20 protein-coding genes and 1 riboswitch are annotated in these 21,830 nt (G+C 66.8%); of the genes, 17 read left to right on the forward strand and 3 right to left on the reverse strand.

Annotated elements, in window-relative coordinates:
- Positions 1-113: 113 nt before the first annotated feature.
- The 14 genes from CFB18_RS00870 to CFB18_RS00935 all read left to right on the forward strand — a co-directional run bounded on the left by CFB18_RS00870 (position 114) and on the right by CFB18_RS00935 (position 14,779).
- Positions 114-1,232 carry a CysS/YqeB C-terminal domain-containing protein gene (locus CFB18_RS00870; protein ID WP_143597458.1) on the forward strand — a complete coding sequence of 373 codons (1,119 nt, stop codon included), beginning with the start codon at positions 114-116 and terminating at the stop codon, positions 1,230-1,232.
- A gap of 158 nt (positions 1,233-1,390) precedes the next feature.
- A complete protein-coding gene (locus CFB18_RS00875) occupies positions 1,391-2,203 on the forward strand; it encodes a DeoR/GlpR family DNA-binding transcription regulator (protein WP_088569927.1) in 813 nt (270 codons plus the stop codon).
- 46 nt (positions 2,204-2,249) lie between these two features.
- The gene (locus tag CFB18_RS00880) at positions 2,250-3,059 is read left to right on the forward strand and encodes a BtpA/SgcQ family protein (RefSeq protein WP_088569928.1); all 810 of its coding nucleotides are present in this window, start codon (positions 2,250-2,252) and stop codon (positions 3,057-3,059) included.
- 5 nt (positions 3,060-3,064) lie between these two features.
- Complete coding sequence (locus CFB18_RS00885) at positions 3,065-4,135, forward strand: ABC transporter ATP-binding protein (protein ID WP_088569929.1); 1,071 nt, start codon at positions 3,065-3,067, stop codon at positions 4,133-4,135.
- A complete protein-coding gene (locus tag CFB18_RS00890) occupies positions 4,135-4,983 on the forward strand; it encodes a sugar phosphate isomerase/epimerase family protein (protein ID WP_088569930.1) in 849 nt (282 codons plus the stop codon). The genes CFB18_RS00885 and CFB18_RS00890 overlap by 1 nt, the downstream gene beginning before the upstream one ends.
- 28 nt (positions 4,984-5,011) lie before the next feature.
- Complete coding sequence (locus CFB18_RS00895) at positions 5,012-6,181, forward strand: ABC transporter substrate-binding protein (RefSeq protein ID WP_088569931.1); 1,170 nt, start codon at positions 5,012-5,014, stop codon at positions 6,179-6,181.
- Between the two features lie 59 nt (positions 6,182-6,240).
- The gene (locus CFB18_RS00900; protein ID WP_088569932.1) at positions 6,241-7,143 is read left to right on the forward strand and encodes an ABC transporter permease; all 903 of its coding nucleotides are present in this window, start codon (positions 6,241-6,243) and stop codon (positions 7,141-7,143) included.
- Positions 7,140-7,922, forward strand: a complete 783-nt coding sequence (locus CFB18_RS00905; RefSeq protein WP_088569933.1) for an ABC transporter permease — start codon at positions 7,140-7,142, stop codon at positions 7,920-7,922. Before CFB18_RS00900 ends, CFB18_RS00905 begins: the two co-directional genes overlap by 4 nt.
- Positions 7,923-7,944: 22 nt before the next feature.
- A complete protein-coding gene (locus CFB18_RS00910) occupies positions 7,945-9,243 on the forward strand; it encodes an ABC transporter substrate-binding protein (RefSeq protein WP_088569934.1) in 1,299 nt (432 codons plus the stop codon).
- Positions 9,244-9,253: 10 nt separating this feature from the next.
- Entirely contained in the window at positions 9,254-10,123 is an 870-nt protein-coding gene (locus tag CFB18_RS00915) for a carbohydrate ABC transporter permease (RefSeq protein ID WP_088569935.1), read from the forward strand.
- A gap of 23 nt (positions 10,124-10,146) precedes the next feature.
- Positions 10,147-10,989 (forward strand): carbohydrate ABC transporter permease, encoded by an 843-nt coding sequence (locus tag CFB18_RS00920; protein ID WP_088570184.1) that lies wholly within the window; start codon positions 10,147-10,149, stop codon positions 10,987-10,989.
- A gap of 44 nt (positions 10,990-11,033) precedes the next feature.
- A complete protein-coding gene (locus tag CFB18_RS00925) occupies positions 11,034-12,551 on the forward strand; it encodes an FGGY-family carbohydrate kinase (RefSeq protein ID WP_088569936.1) in 1,518 nt (505 codons plus the stop codon).
- Between the two features lie 48 nt (positions 12,552-12,599).
- Positions 12,600-13,379: an SDR family NAD(P)-dependent oxidoreductase gene (locus CFB18_RS00930; protein ID WP_088569937.1), complete on the forward strand. Its 780-nt coding sequence runs from the start codon at positions 12,600-12,602 to the stop codon at positions 13,377-13,379.
- Positions 13,380-13,531: 152 nt separating this feature from the next.
- Positions 13,532-14,779 (forward strand): MgtC/SapB family protein, encoded by a 1,248-nt coding sequence (locus tag CFB18_RS00935; RefSeq protein ID WP_088569938.1) that lies wholly within the window; start codon positions 13,532-13,534, stop codon positions 14,777-14,779.
- Between the two features lie 86 nt (positions 14,780-14,865).
- Here the strand turns inward: CFB18_RS00935 and thiD are convergent, their stop codons facing one another.
- The 3 genes from thiD to CFB18_RS00950 all read right to left on the reverse strand — a co-directional run bounded on the left by thiD (position 14,866) and on the right by CFB18_RS00950 (position 19,064).
- Positions 14,866-15,702, reverse strand: coding sequence for a bifunctional hydroxymethylpyrimidine kinase/phosphomethylpyrimidine kinase (gene thiD / locus CFB18_RS00940; protein WP_088569939.1), 837 nt, complete (start codon positions 15,700-15,702; stop codon positions 14,866-14,868).
- Between the two features lie 76 nt (positions 15,703-15,778).
- Positions 15,779-16,426 carry a thiamine phosphate synthase gene (gene thiE, locus CFB18_RS00945; RefSeq protein ID WP_200808008.1) on the reverse strand — a complete coding sequence of 216 codons (648 nt, stop codon included), beginning with the start codon at positions 16,424-16,426 and terminating at the stop codon, positions 15,779-15,781.
- 88 nt (positions 16,427-16,514) lie between these two features.
- Positions 16,515-16,645, reverse strand: a riboswitch (TPP riboswitch).
- 76 nt (positions 16,646-16,721) lie between these two features.
- On the reverse strand, positions 16,722-19,064 hold the full coding sequence (locus tag CFB18_RS00950) for an alpha-ketoacid dehydrogenase subunit alpha/beta (RefSeq protein WP_200808009.1): 2,343 nt from the start codon (positions 19,062-19,064) through the stop codon (positions 16,722-16,724).
- Between the two features lie 346 nt (positions 19,065-19,410).
- Between CFB18_RS00950 and CFB18_RS00960 the strand changes: the two genes are divergently transcribed.
- The 3 genes from CFB18_RS00960 to CFB18_RS00970 all read left to right on the forward strand — a co-directional run bounded on the left by CFB18_RS00960 (position 19,411) and on the right by CFB18_RS00970 (position 21,807).
- Positions 19,411-20,811 (forward strand): FAD-binding oxidoreductase, encoded by a 1,401-nt coding sequence (locus CFB18_RS00960; RefSeq protein WP_088569941.1) that lies wholly within the window; start codon positions 19,411-19,413, stop codon positions 20,809-20,811.
- Between the two features lie 45 nt (positions 20,812-20,856).
- A complete protein-coding gene (locus tag CFB18_RS00965; RefSeq protein WP_088569942.1) occupies positions 20,857-21,342 on the forward strand; it encodes a peroxiredoxin family protein in 486 nt (161 codons plus the stop codon).
- A 93-nt stretch (positions 21,343-21,435) separates the two neighbouring features.
- Entirely contained in the window at positions 21,436-21,807 is a 372-nt protein-coding gene (locus tag CFB18_RS00970) for a TY-Chap domain-containing protein (RefSeq protein WP_088569943.1), read from the forward strand.
- Positions 21,808-21,830: the final 23 nt, after the last annotated feature.

Here is a 21,830-nt window from a genome sequence, read left to right on the forward strand (position 1 = left end):
TTCGTTTATTGTAACACGAGCGTGAGGCCCTCCACAGGCGAACAAAAGTAGCGTGATCGCTCCGGATGCGGTATGTTGACTTCAAAACCCCGGATGTTGTGTCAGGAGGGGGGATGAGGCCCGGTCCTCCGTCTGTTTCCGCTTCTGGATCGGAAGGCCGCGCGCGGCCGGGGAAGATCGTGCTGTTCGGGTCGGGGGAAATTGCTCCCAGTGGTCGTCGGGGCCACGCGGTCGCCATGGCGGATTTCGAGCCGCCGGTGAAGGTGGCGGTGCTGGAGACGCCGGCGGGCTTCGAGCTGAACTCCGCGCGGGTGGCCGGACGGGTAGCGGATTTCATCCGGGAGCGTCTCGGAGAGTTCCGTCCCCGTGTCCTGGTCCTCCCGGCTCGCAAGCGGGGGACCCCCTTCAGTCCGGATGATCCGCATCTGGTCGCCCCGCTGCTGGAGGCGGATTACATCTTTATGGGTCCGGGGAGCCCCACGTATGCGATCCGGCAGCTGCAGGGAAGCGTCGCCTGGCGGTATCTCGTGGCCCGCCATCGACAGGGGGCGGCCCTCGGCCTGGCCAGTGCGGCGGCCATCGCGGTCAGCGCATGGGCCCTGCCGGTCTATGAGATCTACAAGGCCGGCCACGATCCGCACTGGGTGCGGGGGCTGGACCTGTTCGGGGATTTCGGGTTGCAGCTGGCCATCGTCTCCCATTGGAACAACCGGGAGGGCGGAGAGGAGGTGGACACCCGCCGCTGCTTTATGGGGCGAGAGCGTTTCGAGGCCATGCGCCGCTTCCTCCCGCCCGAGGTGGTGATCCTGGGGATCGATGAGCACACCATGGCCGTGTTCGATTTCCAGAAGGGGAGTGTAGAGGTGCTGGGACTGGGTCAGGTGACGATCCTACGCGGAAGGGAGGTCCGGGAGGTGGGAGCCGGTGACGCGTTTCCCATCGAGTGGTTGGGGGAGGTCCGCCTCCCGCCTCCGATCGAAGTGGTCCCCCCGCCAGGGGCCCCGGGCTTCCCCCGGCCGGTGCTGCCGCCGGAGGTGGCCGCGCTGATCCGGGAGCGGGAGGCTGCCCGGCGGCGTCGGGATTGGGCGACGGCGGATGCCCTGCGGGAACGCCTGCGCGCCATGGGCTATGAGGTGCAGGACACCCGGGAGGGCCCGCGCTGGCGCCCCCTCGATGATCCCACCGCGCCATGGCAACCCCTCGAGGAAACCCCATCGCATGCCTCCGGATGAGAGCCGCGGGGAAAGCTCCCTCGGTTCCCTTCCTCCGATCCGCCCCGCTTGATGCCCCGGGGATCCTGGTCTGAGTTCTTCAGATCGATATGTGATCGATTTCGATCTCAACTTGACTTTTCAATCGAAATCGATTATACTGGGCTGCGGAGGTGGACATGTGGGCGGCCCGTCGGGAGCAGATCCTCCAGATCCTGAGCGAGCGGTCCTTTGCGACGGCTGAGGAGCTGGCCCAGCTGACGGGGGCTTCGCTGCCGACCATCCGTCGGGATCTCCAGGCCATGGCGGAGGAGGGGCTGATTGTCCGGACCCGTGGTGGGGCCTCCCTGGGGACGCCGGGCATCGGCCATGAGATCCCCTATCTGACCCGGGCTCGGGTTCAGCTGCCGGAGAAGCGGGCCATCGCCCGGGCGGCCCTGGAGTTCATCCGGGAAGGGGATGTGATCGCCTTAGATGTGGGCTCCACCACCTTCGAGCTGGCCCGGCTCCTGCGCCCCCGACGGAACCTTACGGTGTTCACCGCTTCTGTCCCCATTGCCCAGCTCCTGGCCAACACGGAGGTTGTCGTCTTTCTCCTGGGCGGCCAGCTGCGCAAGAAGGAGCTCTCCATCGTGGGGCCCCTGGCGCTGCGGATGGCGGCCCAGTTCTATTACGACCGCTTCTTCATGGGTGTGGCCGGCCTGCATCCGGAGGCCGGTTGCACGGACTTCAGCCTGGACGATGTGGAGGTTAAGAAGGTCTTCTTGGAGCGAGCCCGCGAGATCATCGTCCTCGCGGATCACACCAAGCTGGGGCATATCTCCTTCACCGCCATCTGTCCGGTCCAGCGGGTGCACCAAGTGATCACGGATGCGGGGGCGGACCCCCAGGTCGTCGACCGGTTGCGGGAGCTGGGCGTGGAGGTGCGGGTGGTGCCGGTCACGGAGGATCGCGCGGCCGGCCGACGGGGTCGCATGGCCCATCGCCATTAAGGCTTTGCAGACGGCTTTGTGGAAATCCTTGGGCAGGAGTCCCTCGATGTCCTGGCTGCGGGAGGTCTTCGGGGTTTCTAAGCCGGTGGTCGGGATGGTGCATCTGCCGGCCCTCCCCGGCTCTCCCCTCTACGACGCGGCGCGGGGGATGGAGGGCATCCTGGAGCGGGCGCGGCAGGATCTTCACGCCCTCCAGGCCGGGGGGGTCGACGCGGTGATGTTCTGCAACGAGAACGATCGGCCTTATACCTTGCGAGCGGACCCGGCGACGGTAGCGGCGATGGCCGCGGTGGTAGGGCAGCTGCGGGCCGAGATTCGGGTCCCCTTCGGGATTGACATCCTTTGGGATCCCATCGCCGCCTTAGCCGTGGCCCATGCCACCGGCGCCCAGTTCGTCCGAGAGGTCTTCACGGGCGTTTACGCCAGCGATATGGGGCTCTGGAGTCCCTCCGCCGGGGAGGCCCTGCGATACCGGCGCGCCATCGGAGCGGAGGGAGTACGGGTTCTCTTTAACATCAACGCGGAGTTCGCCGCCCCGATGGGGAGCCGGCCCCTGGCGGAGGCGGCCCGCTCCGTAGCCTTCTCCAGCCTGCCCGACGGGATCTGCGTCTCCGGCCCGATGACCAGCATGCCGGTCCGAGCGGAGGACCTGCGGGCGGTAAAGGAGGTAGTAGGTTCCCTGCCGGTGTTCATCAACACGGGCGCCCGGCACGACAACATCGTCGACCTGCTGCCGCATGCCGACGGCGTGATCGTGGGCTCCAGCTTGAAAGTGGATGGCATCACCTGGAACCCGGTGGATCCGGAGCGGGTGCGGTCGTTTATGGCCATCGTGCGCCGGCTCCGAGGGGAGTAGGGGACATGGCGCGGGTGGTGGTGGAGGGCCTGACCAAACGGTTCGGCCGGGTGGTGGCGGTGCAGGACTTCAACCTGGAAGTAGCGGAAGGCGAGTTGGTCTCCCTGCTCGGCCCTTCCGGATGTGGCAAGACGACGGTCTTGCGCTGCATCGCCGGCTTTGAGCGCCCCGACGCCGGCCGCATCCTCGTGGACGACCGGGTGCTGAACGATGTGCCTCCCGAGCGCCGGGGGATCGGGATGGTGTTCCAGACCTACGCCCTCTTCCCCCATATGACCGTGGCCGAGAACATCGCCTTCTCCCTGATGATCCGCGGCCGGCCCCGGGAGGAGCAGGAGCGGGTGGTGAAAGAGATGGTCGCCCTGGTCCATCTGGAGGGCATGGAGGATCGCTATCCGCACCAGCTCTCGGGAGGCCAGCGCCAGCGGGTGGCCCTGGCCCGCGCCCTGGCCATGCGCCCTAAGGTCCTCCTGCTGGACGAGCCCCTCTCCGCCCTGGACGCCAAGATCCGGGAGGAGCTGCGCGGGGAGATCCGTCGGATCCAGAAGGCCCTGGGGATCACCACCCTCTACGTGACGCATGATCAGGAGGAAGCGCTGGCCCTCTCGGATCGGGTGGTGGTGATGAACATGGGGCGCATCGAGCAGATCGGCACACCCTTCGAGATCTACAACGCCCCGCGCACGCCCTTCGTGGCCACGTTCGTGGGGACGATGAACCTTCTCCAAGGGCGGATGGAGTCGGACGGCGTTTTCCGATGGAAGGAACGGACTCTCCGGATCCGTCCGGACGCCGTCGTCCGGGCGGGGCAGGTGGCGTATCTCGCCCTCCGGCCGGAGCGTCTGAAGGTGAGCCCCACGCCGGAAGGAGCCCCTCCGGACCACAACGTCCTGCCCGGACGGGTGGAGTGGGTGACTTTCCTGGGGCCAATCGGGCGCCTCTCGGTGCGCAGCGACGGCGAGACGTTGCTGGTCGATATGCCATCGGATGAGGCGTTGCGCTTTCCAGTGGGTTCTTCGGTGTGGGTTCATTTCCATCCGGAGACCGCGCAGGTGGTGCCGCAGGAGCGCTCCTGATGCTGACCTTTGGTTTGAAAGGCCCAGATCCCGGGATCCCCTTCGAGGAGTGGTCGGCGATCCTGAGGGAGGCGGGGTTCTCCTGGATGGAGATCCGTGCCCCGGAGGTCCCGGATCCGGATTGGGAGGAACGGCTGCGCGCATGGCGGGAGCGGGACGGCTGGTCCTACTCGGTCCACGCGCGGTTCTTCGGCGTCAATCTGTCCAGCCCGAACCCGCGGGTGCGGCGGGCGGCGGTGGAGGTGGCCCTGGAGGATCTGGCCTTCGCCGCACGGATCGGGGCGCGGCGGCTGAACCTGCATGCGGGGGATGTGAACTGGTATGATGTGCCCCCTCCGGGTCATCCGGCGCACGCTCGTATGATGGAGGCGCTGAATCGTTTGCGGGAGCAACATCAGGCGGCGGCGACCCGCTCCATTGCCGAGATCGCCCAGGCTGCCCGTCCTCAGGGCGTGGAGGTGGTGGTGGAGAACCTATATAAGCCGTGGGAGCTGCTATGTAGCCCGGAGGAGGTTGCCATCTTCCTGGGCCGTCTGGAAGGACCGGTGGGTTTCACGCTGGACATAGGGCACGCAGCCTTGGCTGGCCGGCCTCCTGTGGCCTTTCTGCGCGCCCTGGATGGATGGGTTCGACACCTCCATTTGCACTGGAACGACGGCGCCTTCGACACCCATGAGTTTCCGGAGCTCTCCATCCCGGGTGTGGCGGAGGTGTTGCAAGCAGTAAAGGAACGCTGTCCGCATGCCACCTTGCTGATCGAGATCACGCCAGGCTCGGAGGATGAGCTGGAGCGCTTCCGGAGCTGGCCCGCTCAGGTCCGGAAGCTGCTGAAAGCGCACGTCGTTTGATGCTTCATATTCCGGAGAGGAGGTTCCCATGCGAGATAAAGGGCTTTCTGTGATGGTTCTGGTGGCGCTGTTGCTGGCCGCCTGTGCCCCGGCGGCCACGCCGACCCCGGCCCCTGCCCCGGCCACTCCGACGCCGGCTCCGGCCTCTCCCACGCCGGTGCCGCCCACGCCGACTAAGACCCTGGAGCAGATGAGCTATGAGGAGCGCATCGCCTTCCTGGCGGAGAAGGCGAAGGCGGAGGGCGGGGTGATCAACTCCTACGGGATGCCGGAGATCTGGGCCAATTACGGCGGCATCTACGCGGAGTTCAAGAAGCGCTTTGGTATTACCCAGCAGGATATCGATATGGGCAGCTCTGTAGTGCTGGCGCGCATGACCGAGGAGAACGCCAGCAAGAACGACGTCGCTGACCTTAAGCCGGCCTTCGCGGCCGAGCTGGCCAAGCGAGGCCTCACCGCGGATTACAAGGTCTCCTGCTGGGACAAGCTCCCCGAGGGTCAGAAGGGCCAGGATCCCAACACGGGGTCCGTCTGGTATGTCGGTTACAAGGGGACTCTGGGCTGGATCGTGAACACGAACCTGGTCAAGAAGGTCCCGCGGAGCTGGAAGGAGCTGGAGAACCCTGAATACAAGAACATGATCGCCTATCTGGATCCGCGGGCGACCGGCACCGGGGTCAACACCGTAGAGGCGGCGGCCTATGCGGTGAGCGGCGATCCTTACAATTACAAGGCCGGCGCGGAGTTCCTGGGCCGTCTGCATAAGATGGGCCTGGTGGCTACGGTGGACCCCAAAGTGACGGTGGACAAGTTCCAGCGGGGCGAGGTGGGGATCCTGATCAACTTCGACTACAACTTGCTCAAGTGGAAGGAGGAGCTGGGCGTGCCCAGCGAGGTGGTGATCCCGGCGGACGGGACCATCGCCAGCGGGGGCGGGGTGATCATCGCCAAGAACGCGCCGCATCCTTACACGGCCCGTCTGTTTATGGAGTTCCTCCTCTGCGGCGATGGCCAGAAACTCTACGCGCAGGGCTTTGTTACGCCGATCCGGCCGGATGTGGAGCTCCCGCCGGAGGTGGCAGCGAAGTTCCCGCCTAAGGAGGCCTACGCCAAGGTGGTCATGATCGATTACGCCAAGGATGCTGCCATCTCGGAGGATCTGAAGAAGGCCTGGGCGGAGGCCACCGGAGCCCCATAAAGCCCGGCTCACAGGGGAGGGGCCTGGGGCCCCTCCCCTTATCAGGGAGGAGATTCGCGATGTCCGGCATGAGCGCCATGACCGCCGCGCTGCGCGGGATCCGCGGAGAGGCACGCCAGGTGAGCCGCTTCCTCTCTACAGAGATGTTGTTGATCTTTCCCTTTGTGCTATTTGTAGGGATTTTTGAAATTTATCCTATTATAAATATGGCCTATCGAAGTTTTTTCGATTTAAACGGGAACTTCACGCTTGAAAATTACATCAATGCTTTCACCAAGCCGCAGTTTCAGATGGCGATTCGGAACAGCCTGCTGTTTGCCGCGGCGGCCAGCCTGGTGGGAGGGATTGGTGGGACTTTTGTGGCCGCCCTGGCGGTTCGGTTGCCGGCACGATGGCGCAATCTGTTGCTCTCCCTCTATGCGTTGCCGATGACGCTCTCGGGGTTGGTGGTGGCTTTCGCCTTCATCGTTCTGCTCGGCCGCAACGGTGTCCTGAACCTTCTGGTCCGGCGCGCCTTTGGCCTCCCGCCCACAGTTTATTTCAACCTTTATGATTGGCCGGGCATCGTGATGGTTTACGCCTTCTTCCAGATCCCCTTGATGACCCTGAGCATGGCCGCGGTTTTTGAGAACCTGGATCCCAACTTGATTGAGGCGGCTCGCAACCTGGGAGCCCGGCCCTGGCAGGTCTGGCGCTACGTGGTGATCCCGGTGCTGCTCCCTGGCTTTCTGGCCGGGATGAGCATCCAGTTCGCCGGGATGATGGGGGCCTTCGGGACGGTGCTGGCCCTGGTGGGGATGGCGAAGAATCTGCTCTCCTTGCAGATTTACTCCCACGCCTCCGAGTCGACTTATAACCTGCCTCAGGCGGGGGCGCTGGCGATGGTGCTGATCGCCATCACTGGTACAGCGCTGGCCCTGCTGAGCTGGGGTGCCCGGCGCCTCGCCCGGAGGGGGCTATGATCCGCTGGATCCTGTTTGTCTTCCTGGTGTTGTACATTGTGGTGCCTCTTCTGATGCCCATTATCTTCTCTTTCAGTGTCTTCTGGCAGGACATCCTGCCTCAGGGGTTCACCCTACGCTGGTATGAGGCGATCCTCACCCGTCCGGCCAACTATGAGGCCTTGCTGGTCTCGCTGACCGTGGCCTCCGGGGCTGTCCTGCTGAACCTGCTGATCACAGTGCCGGCGGCATATGCCCTGAACCGGGCGGGGCCAGGCTGGGGGCAGCGGCTGCGGGAAGGGGCGATGATCCTCCCCCTCCTGTTCCCGCCCCTGGTGGTGGGCACGGCCCTCCTCCAGGCCTTCACCCGACCGCCCCTGGCCCTCACGGGAACCATCTGGATGGTCATCATCGCGCACGCGATCTTAGGCTTCCCGTTCATGTTCCGCATCGTCCTGGCCGCTTTTCAGACCATCGACGAGCGCACCCTCAGCGAGGCGGCGGCCAGCCTGGGGGCCACCTTCTGGCAGCGGATGCGTTATGTGCTGATCCCGAACGTCATGCCTGGCATCCTCTCCGGAGCCCTCCTGGTGTTCGCCATCAGCATGGGGGAGTTCGAGGTCACCTCAATGGTGGCCGGTTTCACGGCCCAGACCCTCCCCCTGCGCCTCTTCCAGCAGATCCGGAACGATATGCGCATCGCCTCGGCGATCACGGCTTTTCTGATCTACGTTTCCTTCCTCTCCTTCGTGCTGATGACCTACCTAGGCGCACGCATGCGCCGCCTGCGCGCTTCATGAACTTCCCATAAGGAGGTGAGCGATGTGCTGCCGAATCGGACGCCTGCTCATCGCGGTCGCCTTGCTCAGCGCCTGGCTGGTGGGCTGCCGCCCGGCTGCCCAGGCCCCCGTCACGCTCACCATCATCATGGAGGAGGTCCCGGACACCGATGTGGTCCGCAAGCTCCTCCCCGACTTCGAGAAGGAGAACCCCGGCATCAAGGTGGTCATCGACGCGATGCCCTACGACGCCATGCGGGATAAGATCCTGGCCTCGTTCATGGCCCCTAAGGCGACCTACGACGTGATCATCGTGGACAACCCCTGGATGGATGAGTTCGTGGCCGGGAACTTCCTGGAGCCCCTGGACGACCGGATCCGGGGCATCCCGGATTACGACTTCGAGGACTTCGTGGGCCCGGTGCGGGAGATCGGGGTGGTGGGCGGCAAAGTCTACGGCATCCCCTTCTACAACTACGCTTTGGGCCTGATCGTACGCCAGGATCTCTTCGACGATCCTGCCTATCAGGAGGCCTATCAGAAGAAATACGGGAAGCCCTTGGCCCCGCCGACCACCCTGGAGGACTACGTGCGCATCGCCCAGTTCTTCAAGGAGCAGAGCGGCGGGAAGATCTACGGGGCGGCCATGCAGCCCCAGCGCGGTTACAAGGTGTTCGAGGAGTGGAAGAACTGGCTGTATGCCGCAGGCGGCAACTTGCTGGATGAGCAGGGCAACGTGATCATCGACCGGCCCGAGGCGGTGCGCGCTCTGGAGCTCTACATCGAGATGTATAAGACAGCGGCGCCGCCCAACTCCCTGAACTGGGGCTTCGACGAGGCCCTTCGGGCGATGGCGGCGGGGGAGGCCGCCACGATGATGAGCTACAACTGGATGCTGCCCACGCTGAACAACCCGCAAGGGCCCGCCGGTGACCTGGCCGGCAAGTTCGCCCTCTACGAGGTCCCCGGCGGGAAGGCGGTGCTCGGGGCCTGGCACTGGGCCATCCCCCGCAACGCGCCGAACAAAGACGCCTCCTGGCGTTTCATCTCCTGGCTCACCTCCAAGCGCATGGAGAAGCAACGGGTGATCCTGGGCGGCGCGCCGGTGCGGGTGAGCGCGATGAAAGATCCTGAGGTCTGGCAGAAGGGGTTCGGCCAGGCCTACTACGAGACCGTCCTGAAGATCCTTGAGGACGCCGAGCCGCTGGCCCGGGGCCCCAAGGCGGAGGAGATCATCCAGGTGGTGGGCACTGAGCTGAACGCCGCCGTGGCCGGGGAGAAGACCGCGGAACAGGCCCTCAAGGACGCCGCCGCGCAGGTTCGCAAGATCCTGGGGAAGTGAAGGGAGGTCCATGGGTCAACGGGATCGCGCCCTGGGGCGCCGGTTGCTGCTGCCCCTCCTGGGGCTCCTGGTCCTGGTCCAGGGCTACCCGATCGTCTTCGCCGCTTACATCTCCTTCCACGATTACCGTCTGACCGCCCTGGACCAGGTGCGCTGGGTGGGGCTGGCCCAGTATCAGGGGCTGGCGGACAACCCCTCCTATTGGACCGCGATGACGAACACCTTGATCTTCGTCGGCGGGGCGGTGACCCTGGAGCTCCTGCTGGGCCTAGCCCTGGCCCTCCTGTTGCACCGGCCGGTCCCCGGGCAGAACGCCTTCCGGGCCATCGTATTGATGCCCATGTTCATCACCCCGATCGCAGTAGGGTTGATGTTCCGTTTCCTCCTCAACTCCCAGCTGGGCATCATCCCGCTGGCCATGCGCACCATCGGCGTGGAGATCGACTGGTTCGGCCCGGACCTGGCTTTGTTCTCCCTGATCCTCATCGATGTGTGGCAGTGGACGCCGCTGATGACGCTGTTCCTGCTGGCGGGGCTGGAGGCGCTCCCTACGGAGCCCTTCGAGGCGGCCCGGGTGGACGGCGCCTCCGGCTTTCAGATCTTGCGCCATCTCACCCTCCCCCTGTTGCGGCCGGTGATCCTGGCCGCGGTGCTGATCCGGATGTTGGATGCTTTCCGGGTCTTCGAATACGTTTACGCTATCACCCGTGGCGGTCCAGGGGAACGCACGGAGACCATCCTGTTTCATATCTACCGGGTGGGCTTTCTCTATTTCCGTCTGGGCGAGGCGGCGGCCATGGCCTTTACTCTGGCCGCCGTGATCCTGATCCTGGTGGTGGTCCTCTTCTACATCCTTCGCCGCCAGGAGGCCTGGGCATGACCACTGTCACCCGTCCCTGGGCGATGGCGCTCCCTGCCCGACGGGCTCTGACCCGCCGGCACCTGGGGATCGGGCTCCGCCTGAGCCTCCTGGGGCTCAGCGCCTTCTTGGTCCTTTTTCCCTTCCTCTGGGTGCTGGCGGCCTCCCTGAAGCCGCCTGTGGAGCTGAACCGACCCTCATTGTGGGGCTTCGCGCCTACAGCCGCCAATTGGGCAGAGGTCTGGCTCGGCTCTCCCTTCCCCCGCTATTTCCTGAACAGCATCGTGGTGGGCGTCCTCACGGTGGGGATCTCCCTGCTGGTGGGAGCTCCCGCCGCCTACGCGTTCTCCCGCTTCCGCACCGGAGGGACGTGGTTGCGCTTTCTCATCCTGGCCGCCCAGATGCTGCCGCCGGCCCTTTTCATCATCCCCTTCTTCCTGATGGCCTATTACACCGGCTTGCTGGACACCGTGTGGGCGGTGGCGGCGGCCCACCTCACCTTCATCGCCCCTCTGGTCACGTGGTTTCTCATCGGCTTCTTCGAGGACGTGCCCCGGGACCTGGAGGAGCAGGCGATGGTGGACGGATGCACCCGCTGGCAGGCGTTCCTGCGGGTGGTGCTGCCGGCCGCCCGCCCGGGCCTGGGGGCCGCTGGGCTCTTCGCTTTCATCATGTCCTGGAACGAGATGTTCTACGCGCTGATGCTGGCCGGGGGCCATTCGAAAACCCTCCCGGTGGCCATCGCCGGCTACTGGACCTTCCGGGGGGTGGAGCTCGGGAAGATGTCTGTGGCCATCCTCTCCGCCGCCCTGCCGGTGCTGGTGGCTTCGTTTTTCGTGCAACGTTTCCTGATCCGCGGGCTGGGAGGTGGCGCCATCAAAGGTTAAGCCATGTAGCCTTGTTCTGCCCTGTCTTCAATAAGGAGGCCTTTATGGGACGCTGGGTGCTAGGGATCGATATCGGAACGACCGGGGTAAAGGGGCTTCTGATCGGTCCAGGAGGGGAGCGGGTCGCGGAGGCGATGGCTTCCCATGACCTGCGCTCGCCGTATCCGGGATGGGCCGAGGAGGATCCCGTCGAGTGGTGGCAGGGGGTGCAGACCGTCTGCCGCCAGCTGCTCCACGGGCGGGACCCTCGGGAGATCGCTGCGGTGGGGTGCAGCGGAATGGTCCCCGCCCTGGTGCTCCTGGACGAGGCGGGGCAGGTGCTGCGCCCCTCGATCCAGCAGAACGACGCCCGGGCGGTGGAGGAGATCGAGCAGCTGCGCCGGGAGCTCGATCAGGAGCGCCTCTTCGCTATCACCGGCGGCTACACCAACCAGCAGCATGTCGGGCCGCGCTTGATGTGGGTCCAGCGCCACGAACCGGAGGTGTGGCGCCGGACGCGCTGGGTGATGGGATCGTACGATTACATTGTCTACCGGCTGACGGGAAAGCGCTCCCTGGAGATCAATTGGGCGGTGGAGTCCGGTCTGTTCAACATCCACCGGCAGGAGTGGGATGAGGGCCTTCTCCGCGCCAGCGGCCTCCATCCGGAGCTCTTCCCGCCGGTGCGCTTCCCCACGGAGGTGGTGGGAGAAGTAACCCCTGCTGCAGCGGAGGAGACCGGGTTGGCTCCGGGCATCCCTGTGATCGCGGGGAGCGCGGACCACGTGGCCTCCGCCCTGGCCGCGGGCCTGCGGGAGAACGGGGACCTCCTGATCAAGTTCGGCGGGGCCGGAGACATCCTGTATTGTCTGGATCGCCTGGAGACCCATCCTCAACTTTACATCGATTACCACGACATCCCCGGGCGCTATCTCCTCAACGGTTGCATGGCCGCCTCCGGCTCCCTGGTCAAGTGGTTCGTCACGGAAGTGCTGGGCTGGGAGGCGTCCGGAGAGAGCTATCGGCGGCTCGATCAAGCCGCCGCCCTCGTGCCGCCGGCCTCGGAGGGGCTGATCGTGTTGCCCTACTTCCTGGGGGAGAAGACGCCCATCTTCGACGCGCAGGCCCGGGGGATCTTCTTCGGCCTCACCCTGAGCCACGGCCGGGGCCATCTATTCCGGGCGATCCTGGAGGCGGTCATCTACGGCTTCCAGCATCACGTGGAGGTCCTGACCGCCCGCGGTTACACCATCCGACGGGTGGTGGCCACCGACGGCGGGGTGCGCAGCGGCCTCTGGCGCCAGATCGCCGCCGACGTCCTGGGCATGTCCATCACCTCCTTCCCGGAGCACCCCGGATCCGCCCTGGGGGTCGCCTTCGTAGCCGGGATGGCGGTGGGCCTCTTCCGCGACTGGGCGGAGATTGAGGCCTTCGCCGGCCAGGCCCTCCAAAATGAGCCCGATCCGAAAGCCCATACCCGCTATCAGGAAGCTTATCGCCTCTACCGCCAGCTCTATGAGACCCTGAAGCCGCTCTTCCCCCGGGCGGTTTCGCTCGGACAATCTGCCGGGGCTTCTCTCTGAGACTCTCGAAAAGCAAGCTGTGACATTCCGAATCTGAGGAGGTTTACCATGGGACGCCTGGATGGACAGGTCGCGGTGGTGACGGGAGCTGGGACAGGGATCGGGGCGGCCATCGCCCGGACCCTGGCCCGGGAGGGGGCCTACGTGGCGGTGACGGACATCAACGAGGAGTGGGCCCGCCAGGTGGCGGAGGAGATCCGAGGGGCCGGCGGGGTGGCCGAAGCGTGGCGGCTGGATGTGACCCGCAAAGCCGACAACGTAGCCGTGATGGATGCCGTGGTGGCCAAGTGGGGCCGTCTGGACATCGTCTGCCCGAACGCCGGGGTCTCCACGATGAACTGGGCCAAAGACCTCACCGAGGAGGAATGGGACTACAACTTCAACGTGAACACCAAGGGCGTGTTCTTCACCTGTCAAGCCGCCATCCCCCATATGATCCGCCAGGGCGGCGGACGGATCATCATCACCGCCTCCATGGCCGGCCATCGGGCCGTCCCCCTGCTGGCCCACTACGCGGCCTCCAAATGGGCGGTGATCGGATTCGGCCTCAGCCTGGCCGTCGAGGTCGGCAAGTATAATATCAAAGTCAACCTGATCTGCCCGGGCTTCGTGCGCACCTCCATGCAGGAGCGGGAGATCGTCTGGGAGGGAAAGCTGCGGGGCATGGACCCGGAGGCCGTGCGAGCGGAGTATGTCAGCAAGACCCCGCTGGGCCGCATCGAGGAGCCCCAGGACGTGGCCAACGCGGTGCTGCTCCTGTGCCTGCCGGAGGCCGACTTCATCACAGGGGCCGTGCTGGACGTGACCGGTGGCGCTCACCTGACCTGATCGGGGCATCCCGGTTAACGTCTGCTCTCTGATCTCTGAACGGTCTTGTGGGCTGGGCGGTTGCCGGGGGGGCCGCCCAGCCTGTGTTCCATACCCCCGGAGGCTCTGTCCGTTTCCCTTCGTGCCGATCGCGAAGAGGCGGAGGGGAGGAGATGGAAGGGTATCGAATGTGGCTGGAGCCGGTGGGGATCGCCCTGGGGATCGGGTTGTTGATCGGGCTGGAACGGGAATGGGCCCACAAAGACGTGGGGCTGCGGACCTTCGCGCTGGTGGCCCTGGCCGGATGCCTCGGATGGCTGATCCATCCGGTGGCGGCGTTCCTGCTGCTGGGGGGAGCCATCGCCATGGTCAGCCTGCTGAACATCCGGAGCCTGCTGGTGGACCGGACGCTGGAGATGACGACGTCGGTGGCGCTGCTGGTGACGCTGCTGCTGGGGATGGTGGTGGCTCAGGGGCAGGGGCTGGTGGCGGCGGCGACGGCGGTGCTGGTGACGATGCTGCTGGCCTGGAAGGCGGAGCTGGTGCGGTTCACGGTGGGGTTGTCGCTGGAGGAGCTGCGCTCCATCGTGCTGTTCGGGTTGCTGACCGTGGTGATCTATCCCTTGCTGCCCGAGGGGCTGCCGGGGAATTGGGATCCCCTGGGGGTGGTGAACCTGCGGGGCGCGTGGCTGGTGGTGGTGGTCCTTTCCGGAATCGGGCTGGTGAACTATGCCCTGTTGCGGCTGTATGGGGCGCGAGGGATCCATTTCACCGGGCTGCTCGGAGGTCTGGTGAACAGCACGGCGGCGGTGGGGGAGCTGGCGCGGCGGTGCGGGGGACAGGGAGGGGGCGCGGAGGCAGTGGCCCTGGAAGGGATGCTGCTGGCGAACGTGGCGATGATGGCCCGAAACGGGTTGATCCTGGCCATCTTCGCGCCGGCGGCGCTGGGGCACGGGTGGCTGGCGGTAGGAGGGATGGTGTCGGTGACCGGGTGGCTGGTGTTCCGGGCGATGCGACAGGGCCGTGGGACGGCAGCGCCGGAGATCCGGCTCGCCTTCCCCTTTTCGCTGCGACAAGCCCTGCTGTTCGGAGCCCTGTATCTGGTGCTGCGGGGCGCGGTGGTGCTGGCGGAGCGATGGTTGGGGACGGGCGGCTTCCTGGTGGTGGCCTTCCTGGGCGGGCTGGTGAGCAGCGCCTCGACGACGGCGGCAGTGGCCACCCTGGCCGGGCAGGGAAGGATCGGGATCGAGATGGCCGGGATGGGGGTGGTGCTGGCCTCGATGGCCAGCTTGCTGTTCCACGTCCCCATGGCCTGGCTGGGCGGCCTGCGCGGGCAGGGGCTGCGGACCCTGGCCCGCCTCTCCGCCCTCACTGCCCTCGTCGGCCTCCTCGGCTTGGCCGCCGAGCGCATGCTCCGCTGAGCGTGCGGCCAACCCAAGAGGCGGATCAGGGGTCGAGCCCGCGCCCTCCGCTCTTCTGCGTTCAGAAAGCCAGAAAGCCCTGGCCCTCAACCGGATGCCGCTCGCGCCGGGGCCTCCGCCTTCCCCAGCGCGAAGTGATCCATGGGACCGTAGGCGCCCCCGCCCAGCTTGAAGGCCCGCGAGGCCTGAAGCACGGCGGTGAGATATTCCTTGGCCTGACGGATGGCCTCCAGGGGCGCAAGGCCCTTCGCCAGCCCCGCGGCGATGGCGGAGGCGAAGGTGCACCCCGTCCCATGGGTGTTCACCGTGTCCACCCGCGGGGCGTCCAGCTCGTAGAAATCCCGCCCGTCGAACACAACGTCCACGCTGCGATCATCCCCCTCGAGATGACCACCTTTCACCACCACCCAGCGCGGCCCCATTCCGTGGATGATCCGCGCCGCCTCCCGCATGTCCTCCCGGCTCCGCAGCTCCCGCCCCACCAGGGCCCGCGCTTCATGAAGGTTCGGGGTGACCACCATGGCCAGCGGGAACAGCCGGCGGATCAATGCCTCCTGGGCTTCCGGGCGCAGGAGGGGATCCCCGCTCTTGGCCCGCATCACCGGATCCACCACCAAGCGCTCCACGCGGTATTCCCGCATCTTCTCCGCCACCACCTCGATGATGGCGGCGTTGGCCAGCATCCCCGTCTTCACCGCGTCGGCCCCGATGTCCCCCAGCACCGAATCGATCTGGGCGGCCACGAAGTCCGGCGGGAGCTCGAAGACCGCCTGAACCCCCCGGGTGTTCTGGGCGGTGAGGGCGGTGAGGACGCTCATGCCATAAACTCCCAGCGCCCCGAAGGTCTTCAGATCCGCCTGGATCCCCGCTCCGCCGCCGGAGTCCGAGCCGGCGATGGTCAGCGCGCGCGGCAAGGGCTTCATCGTCCACCTCCTGATAAGGTGTTCCACGCATGATGGACACGATGCCTTCTCGAGGTCCAACGACTGGGGTTCGCGTTCATCCCTCCAGGCGCCGGGCGGCGAGGGCTTCGTCGACCGCCCGGCGCAGCGCTCGAGCCGCCGCCTCCGGATCCGGGGCCTGGGTGATGGCCGAGATCACGGCCACGCCCGCCGCCCCCGCCTGAATGCACGCCGCGGCGTTCTCCGCGTTCACCCCGCCGATGGCCACCACGGGGAGCCGGGTGGCCCGGGCCACCGTCCGCAGCCCCTCCAGGCCGATGAGCCGGGCGCCCTCCTTCGAGCCGGTGGGGAAGACCGAGCCCGTCCCCAGGTAATCCGCGCCCGCGGCCTCTGCCGCCTGCGCCTGCTCCGGGGTGCGGGCGGAGACGCCGATGAGGGCCCGGGGGCCCAGCAGACGCCGCGCCACCTCCGGCGGGAGATCCTCCTGTCCCACATGCACGCCATCCGCCTCCAGGGCCAGGGCCACGTCCGCCCGATCGTTGATCAACAAGGGAACACGATATCGCCGACAGAGCTCCCGCAGGGCAGCTCCCCAGCGCAGCATCTCCCGCAGCGGCCCGACCTTCCACCGCAGCTGCACCACCGTGACGCCTCCCCGCAGGGCGGCCTCGGCGACCTCTAACGGGGAGCGCCCACCGGTGTGCGCGGGATCCAGGACCAGATAAACCCGCAGGTCCAGAGACACCGCACCTCCTCGTGGGGTTGATCCTTTCGCATGGGCGGGTCGGATCCGGGGAAGTCACCGGGGGAGGGAACGAGCCCAGGTGAGATGGGGGGAACGGGGACGACGATCCCTCCGCCGGTATGACCCGGATCAGGTTCGATGGGTCGGCGCCGGGGCCGGATGACCTCCGGCAGGGCGCCCTCTCAGCCCGCTTGCCCGCGGACTCCCCACGTCGCCCTGCGGTTTCTGATCCAGACTGTAACCTGCCCGGATGGATCTGTCAAGATCGGATTCCCATCGGCGCTCCGGGCTTTCCTCAGCGCAGCATCTCCCGAACCGCCTCAGCGATGCGCGGGGCGTCGGGAAGGGCGAGGCGCTCCAGCTTCCGGTTGTAAGGGATGGGGACGTCCTGCCCGGCTACCCGGCGCGGCGCCGCCCGCAGGAGGCCCCAGGCCGCTTCGCTGACCCGGGCGACCACCTCGGCCCCGAAGCCGTGGGTGAGGGGCGCGTCCTCCACCACCACCAGCCGCCGCGTCCGCGCCACGGAGGCCAGAATCGTCCGCAGATCCAGGGGGACGAGCGTGCGCACATCCACGACCTCCGCTTCAATCCCCTCGCGGGCCAGCTCCGCCGCGGCCTCCAGGACGCGGGAGAGGACGGCCCCGATGCTCACCACGGTGACGTCGCGTCCCGGCCGCTTGACCTCGGCCACCCCCAGGGGCACGATCCACTCCCCCTCCGGCACCGGTCCCACTTCGGCGTAGAGGAGCTTGTTCTCGAAGAACACCACGGGGTTGTTGCTGCGGATCGCCGCCTTGAGCAAGCCCTTGGCGTCCGCCGGGGTCCCGGGGGCGACGACGATCAATCCCGGGATGCCGGTGAGCAGCGGCTCCAGGCTTTGGGAGTGCTGGGCGGCCATGCCGATGCCTCCCCCGGCCGGGGTGCGAACCACCAGGGGGAGGGCGTATTGGCCGCCGGACATATATCGGATCTTGGCGGCCTGGTTGACCAGCCCGTCCATGGCGCAGGTAAGGAAATCGGCGAACTCGATCTCGGCCACCGGGCGCATGCCGGCCATAGCCGCCCCGACGGCGGCGCCGACGATGGCGCTCTCGCTGATGGGCGTGTCCAGCACCCGACCGGGGAACTCCTCGCCCAGCCCGGCGGTGACGCCGAAGTAGCCGCCGGTGGTGACGTCTTCCCCGAGCAGGAACACGCGGGGATCCCGGGCCATTTCCTCCGCCAGCGCTTCGCGCAACGCCTCGGCGGTGGAGCATTCCCGGGTCCTCCCGCTGGGCCGGAGGATCCTCGGGCCCTGCCCGTAAAGCCACGCGGGCTCCGGGGCGTAAAGATCCTCCGTGAGGGCCTCGAGAGAGGGTTCCGTCCCGCGTTGGGCCCGCTCCGCCGCCTCCTGAACCCGTCGCCAGGCCTCGGCTTCGATGGCCTGGGCTTCCGATGGGGTCAACACCCCTTCCGCCTCGAGGCGTTCCCGCCAGCGGCGGATGGGATCCCGGGCTTTCCAGGCCTCGACCTCCGCGGCCGGGCGATAGACAGCCCCTTCCCCTTCGCTGTGGCCGCGCCAGCGGTAGGTGAGGGCCTCGATCAGGGTGGGCCCTTCCCCCCGGCGGGCCCGGGCCGCGGCCTCCCGGGTCGCTTCATACACGGCCCAAACGTCGTTGCCGTCCACGTGCACCCCGGGGATCCCATAGGCGGCGGCGCGATCCGCGAGGCGGGTCACCCGGGTGTGCCGGGCCAGGGGGGTGAACTCCGCATACTGGTTGTTCTCGATGACCACGATGAGGGGGAGCTGGAAGATGGCGGCGAAGTTTAAGGCTTCGTGGAACATCCCCTGGTTCGTGGCTCCATCCCCGCAGAAGGCGACGACCACCCGGTCCTCGCCGCGCAGCTTCGCCGCCAGGGCGGCGCCGGCCCCGATGACCAGGGAGGCACCGACGATGCCGTTGGCGCCCAGGGCGCCGATCCCGGCGTCGGTGACGTGCATGGAGCCGCCCTTCCCCTTGCACAGCCCTTCTGCCTTGCCGAAGATCTCCGCCATCATCCCGTCGAGGTCGGCGCCCTTGGCGAGCATATGACCGTGGCCGCGATGGGTGGTGGTCATCCAGTCCGTCGGCCGGAGGGCGAAGGCCACGCCCACGGCGACGGCTTCCTGGCCGGTGGAGAGATGGATGGTTTCCGCGGGGATGGTCCCGCGGGCGAACTCCGTGGCCAGGGTCTCCTCGAAGGCGCGGATGAGCATCATGCGTTGGAGCATCTCGCGGCGAAGGGCGATGGGGTCCTCCGGTAAGGGATGGGGGCGGGGAGGCGGCGGCGTGGGCTCCACGGTTTCGGCATCAACCAGGGGGATCGGCCACAGCAGAGGCGGAGGGAGGAGGATGTGGGGAGGGCGACGCCATAGGACGGAGAGGCGGAGTCGTGGGAGGCGCCTCCGTGGGGCAGGGGAGGGCTCTTCCAGAAGATGGGACATCCCCAGTTCTTGCAGCACCTGGGGGTAGATCTGGAAGGCGGGTCGCAGGGCGGGGAGGAGGCGGAGGGCTTTCGGGATATTCCCCCGGGCGATGATCTGGCGGGTGGCGATGGCCTGGGGGACGTTCAGGCGGCCCATCCAGAAGCGATGGGCCGTGTCGGCGGACTGGATCATCTCCACGTCGGCGGGGAGATCGCTGGGGCCGAAGGTCCATTGGGGGGGGATCCTGGCGCAGGTCGATGGTGACCTCGCCGGTGGGGTTGTGGAAGCGGAAGCGGACGATCATGGGGCTGGTGGTGAGGGCCTGACGGATTTCGGGGATGGCGCGCAGGCGGTGGAAGAGGGCGTCGAGGAGGGCGTAGAGTTCTTCGGTCGAGCGGAAGTGGCCCATGGGTTTCCTCCGGGAGAGGATGGTCAGGGTTGTATTGTAGGGGATGTGGCGATAAAGTATGAAGAACACGGCCGACGCCGCGATTTCGCATAGACATATGCCCGGGAGGGTGGAGTGAGGGGGAAGCGGATGGATTGGGAAAGGGTGGTGAGGCGGTTGCGGGAGGGGTTGCGGCCGGATCAGGTAGAGACGGATGTGGTAGGGCGGCTGGTGTATGGGTATGATGCGACGTGGGCGGAGGGGATGCCGGACGTGGTGGTTCACGCGGAATCGACGGCCGACGTCGCCCACGTCCTTCGCATAGCCAACGAGCTACGAATCCCCGTGGTTCCCCGGGGTGGGGGAACGGGGCTGGCCGGCGGAGCGGTGCCGCAAGGAGGCATCTGCCTCAACCTCGTCCGGATGAACCGTATCTTGGCCCTTGACCCCGCCGACGGCGTCGCCGTCGTCCAGCCCGGGGTGATCACGCGAGCCCTCCAGCAGGCCGCTGAAGCCCACGGCCTGTTTTATCCCCCGGATCCTGCCTCGCTGGAGATGTGCACCATCGGCGGCAACGTAGCCACCAACGCCGGGGGGCCCCGCTGCCTGAAATACGGCGTCACGCGGGATTACGTTCTAGGTCTAGAAGTTGTTCTTCCGGGCGGGGAAGTGCTCCGCCTAGGCGGACGGGTGATGAAAGATGTCTCCGGCTACGATCTCAAGCAGCTCTTCATCGGCTCCGAAGGCACGCTGGGTGTGATCACGGAGATCACCCTGCGCCTCCTCCCCAGGCCACCCGCCCGCGGCGCCCTGGCCATCGCCTTCGAACGCCTCGAAGCCGCATGCGAGGCCACCGTCGCCCTCCTCTCCAGCGGGATCCTCCCCTTGATGGTGGAATTCATGGACCAGATCACCATGCGGGCCGTGGAGTCCTTCCACCCCTCCGGGCTCCCCATCCACGCAGAAGCCCTCCTGCTGCTTGCTGCGGACGGAGAGCCCGCCGCCGTGGAGGCCAACCTCCAGCGGATGACCTCGCTGATGCAAAGCCATGGGGGACAACTGCTCCGCACCGCCCTCGACACAGGAGACGCCCTCCACACCGAGGAGCTCTGGGAGATCCGCCGCCACGTATCCCCCGCCCTGGCCCGGCTGGCCCCCCACAAGCTCAGCGAGGACATCACCGTTCCCCGCAGCCGGATCCCCGCCATGGCCCGCCGCATCCGGGAGATCTCCCAGGAGACCGGGATCCCCATCGCCCTCTACGGCCACATCGGCGACGGCAACCTCCATCCCACCCTCCTGTGCGATCGACGCAACCCGGAGGAGATGGCCCGCGTCGCCCGGGCGGCCGCCGCGATCTTCGAGGCCGCCCTCGCCCTGGGTGGCGTACTCTCCGGCGAGCACGGGATCGGCACGCTCAAACTGGATTTCGTCCCCCACGCCTTTCCCCCCGCCATCCTCGAGAAATTCTGGGCCCTTAAAGCGCTGTTCGATCCTCACGGCATCATGAACCCGGGCAAGAAATTGCCCATGCCCCGAAACTGGACCTGATCCCGCCCTCCGGGTGCATAATTTCCTAACAGGAGGGGAGAAACCATGACCGCGCTGCAAATCGGAGATCCCGCGCCGCTGATCTTCGGAACCACCCGAAACGGCGAGCCCTACCTGGAGGACCCCCAGGGGGTTCGCCACATCCTGCTTCTCGCCTTCTTCAAAGAATCGTGTGCCGCCTCCCGACGGATCCTGCCCGCCCTGGAACGCCTCCACCAGGCGTACCGCACCGATCACTGGCGGCTGCTGGGGATCGGACAGGATCCCCCTGAAACCCTTCAGGAGATGGCGCGGAAATTCCAGATCTCCTTCCCCCTCATCGCAGACCGGGATTTCCAGACCTCCCGGTCCTACCGGCTCACCCACGTGCCGACCCTCTTCCTGATCTCGCCCGGCGGCCAGATCCAGCGGATCCTGATCGGCTTCCATCGGGAAGAGCTGGAGGACCTCTCCCGCACCCTGGCGCGCTCGCTGAGCCAAGAGCCCCAACCCATCACCCAGGCGGAGGATCCACCTCTCCAGCCCGCCTGAGTCTCCGCCCACCTGGAGCCTCGGTGAGGCTCCCCATCCCATCGGAGATGCCTGCCCGCGATGAAAGCCTCAACGCCGGAAACGCGAATCCAAATGTTCCGGGAACAGCTGCGGGCACTCATGGAGGCCCCGCCGGGCAGCGCGGTGGTGTTCGAGATCCCCGGCCGCCCGCTGGCCTATGTGCAGCTCGAGCGAACGCCCGAGGGCCTCCGCGGGGAAGTCTGCAGCGGGGACTGGGGGCCCCGACGGCGGGCCCGCCCGCTCCCCCGGGCCGCCCAGGAGCGATTGCGCGGGATGGGCTGGATCCTTCCGCCCCGCCTGCGCGAGCAAAACCCCTTCAAACCCTTCAGCCCGGGCGACCCGGAGGCCATCGCCCAGGAGATCGAGCGCATCTTCCGGGAGATCTATCAGTGCCCGCCGGATTACACGGTGCGCACCGAGGGCGTGCTTCACGCCAAACCGTAAACCGAGATTCATTTCGGAGGAGG

Source organism: Thermoflexus hugenholtzii JAD2, from assembly GCF_900187885.1.
Taxonomy (GTDB): Bacteria; Chloroflexota; Anaerolineae; order Thermoflexales; family Thermoflexaceae; genus Thermoflexus; species Thermoflexus hugenholtzii.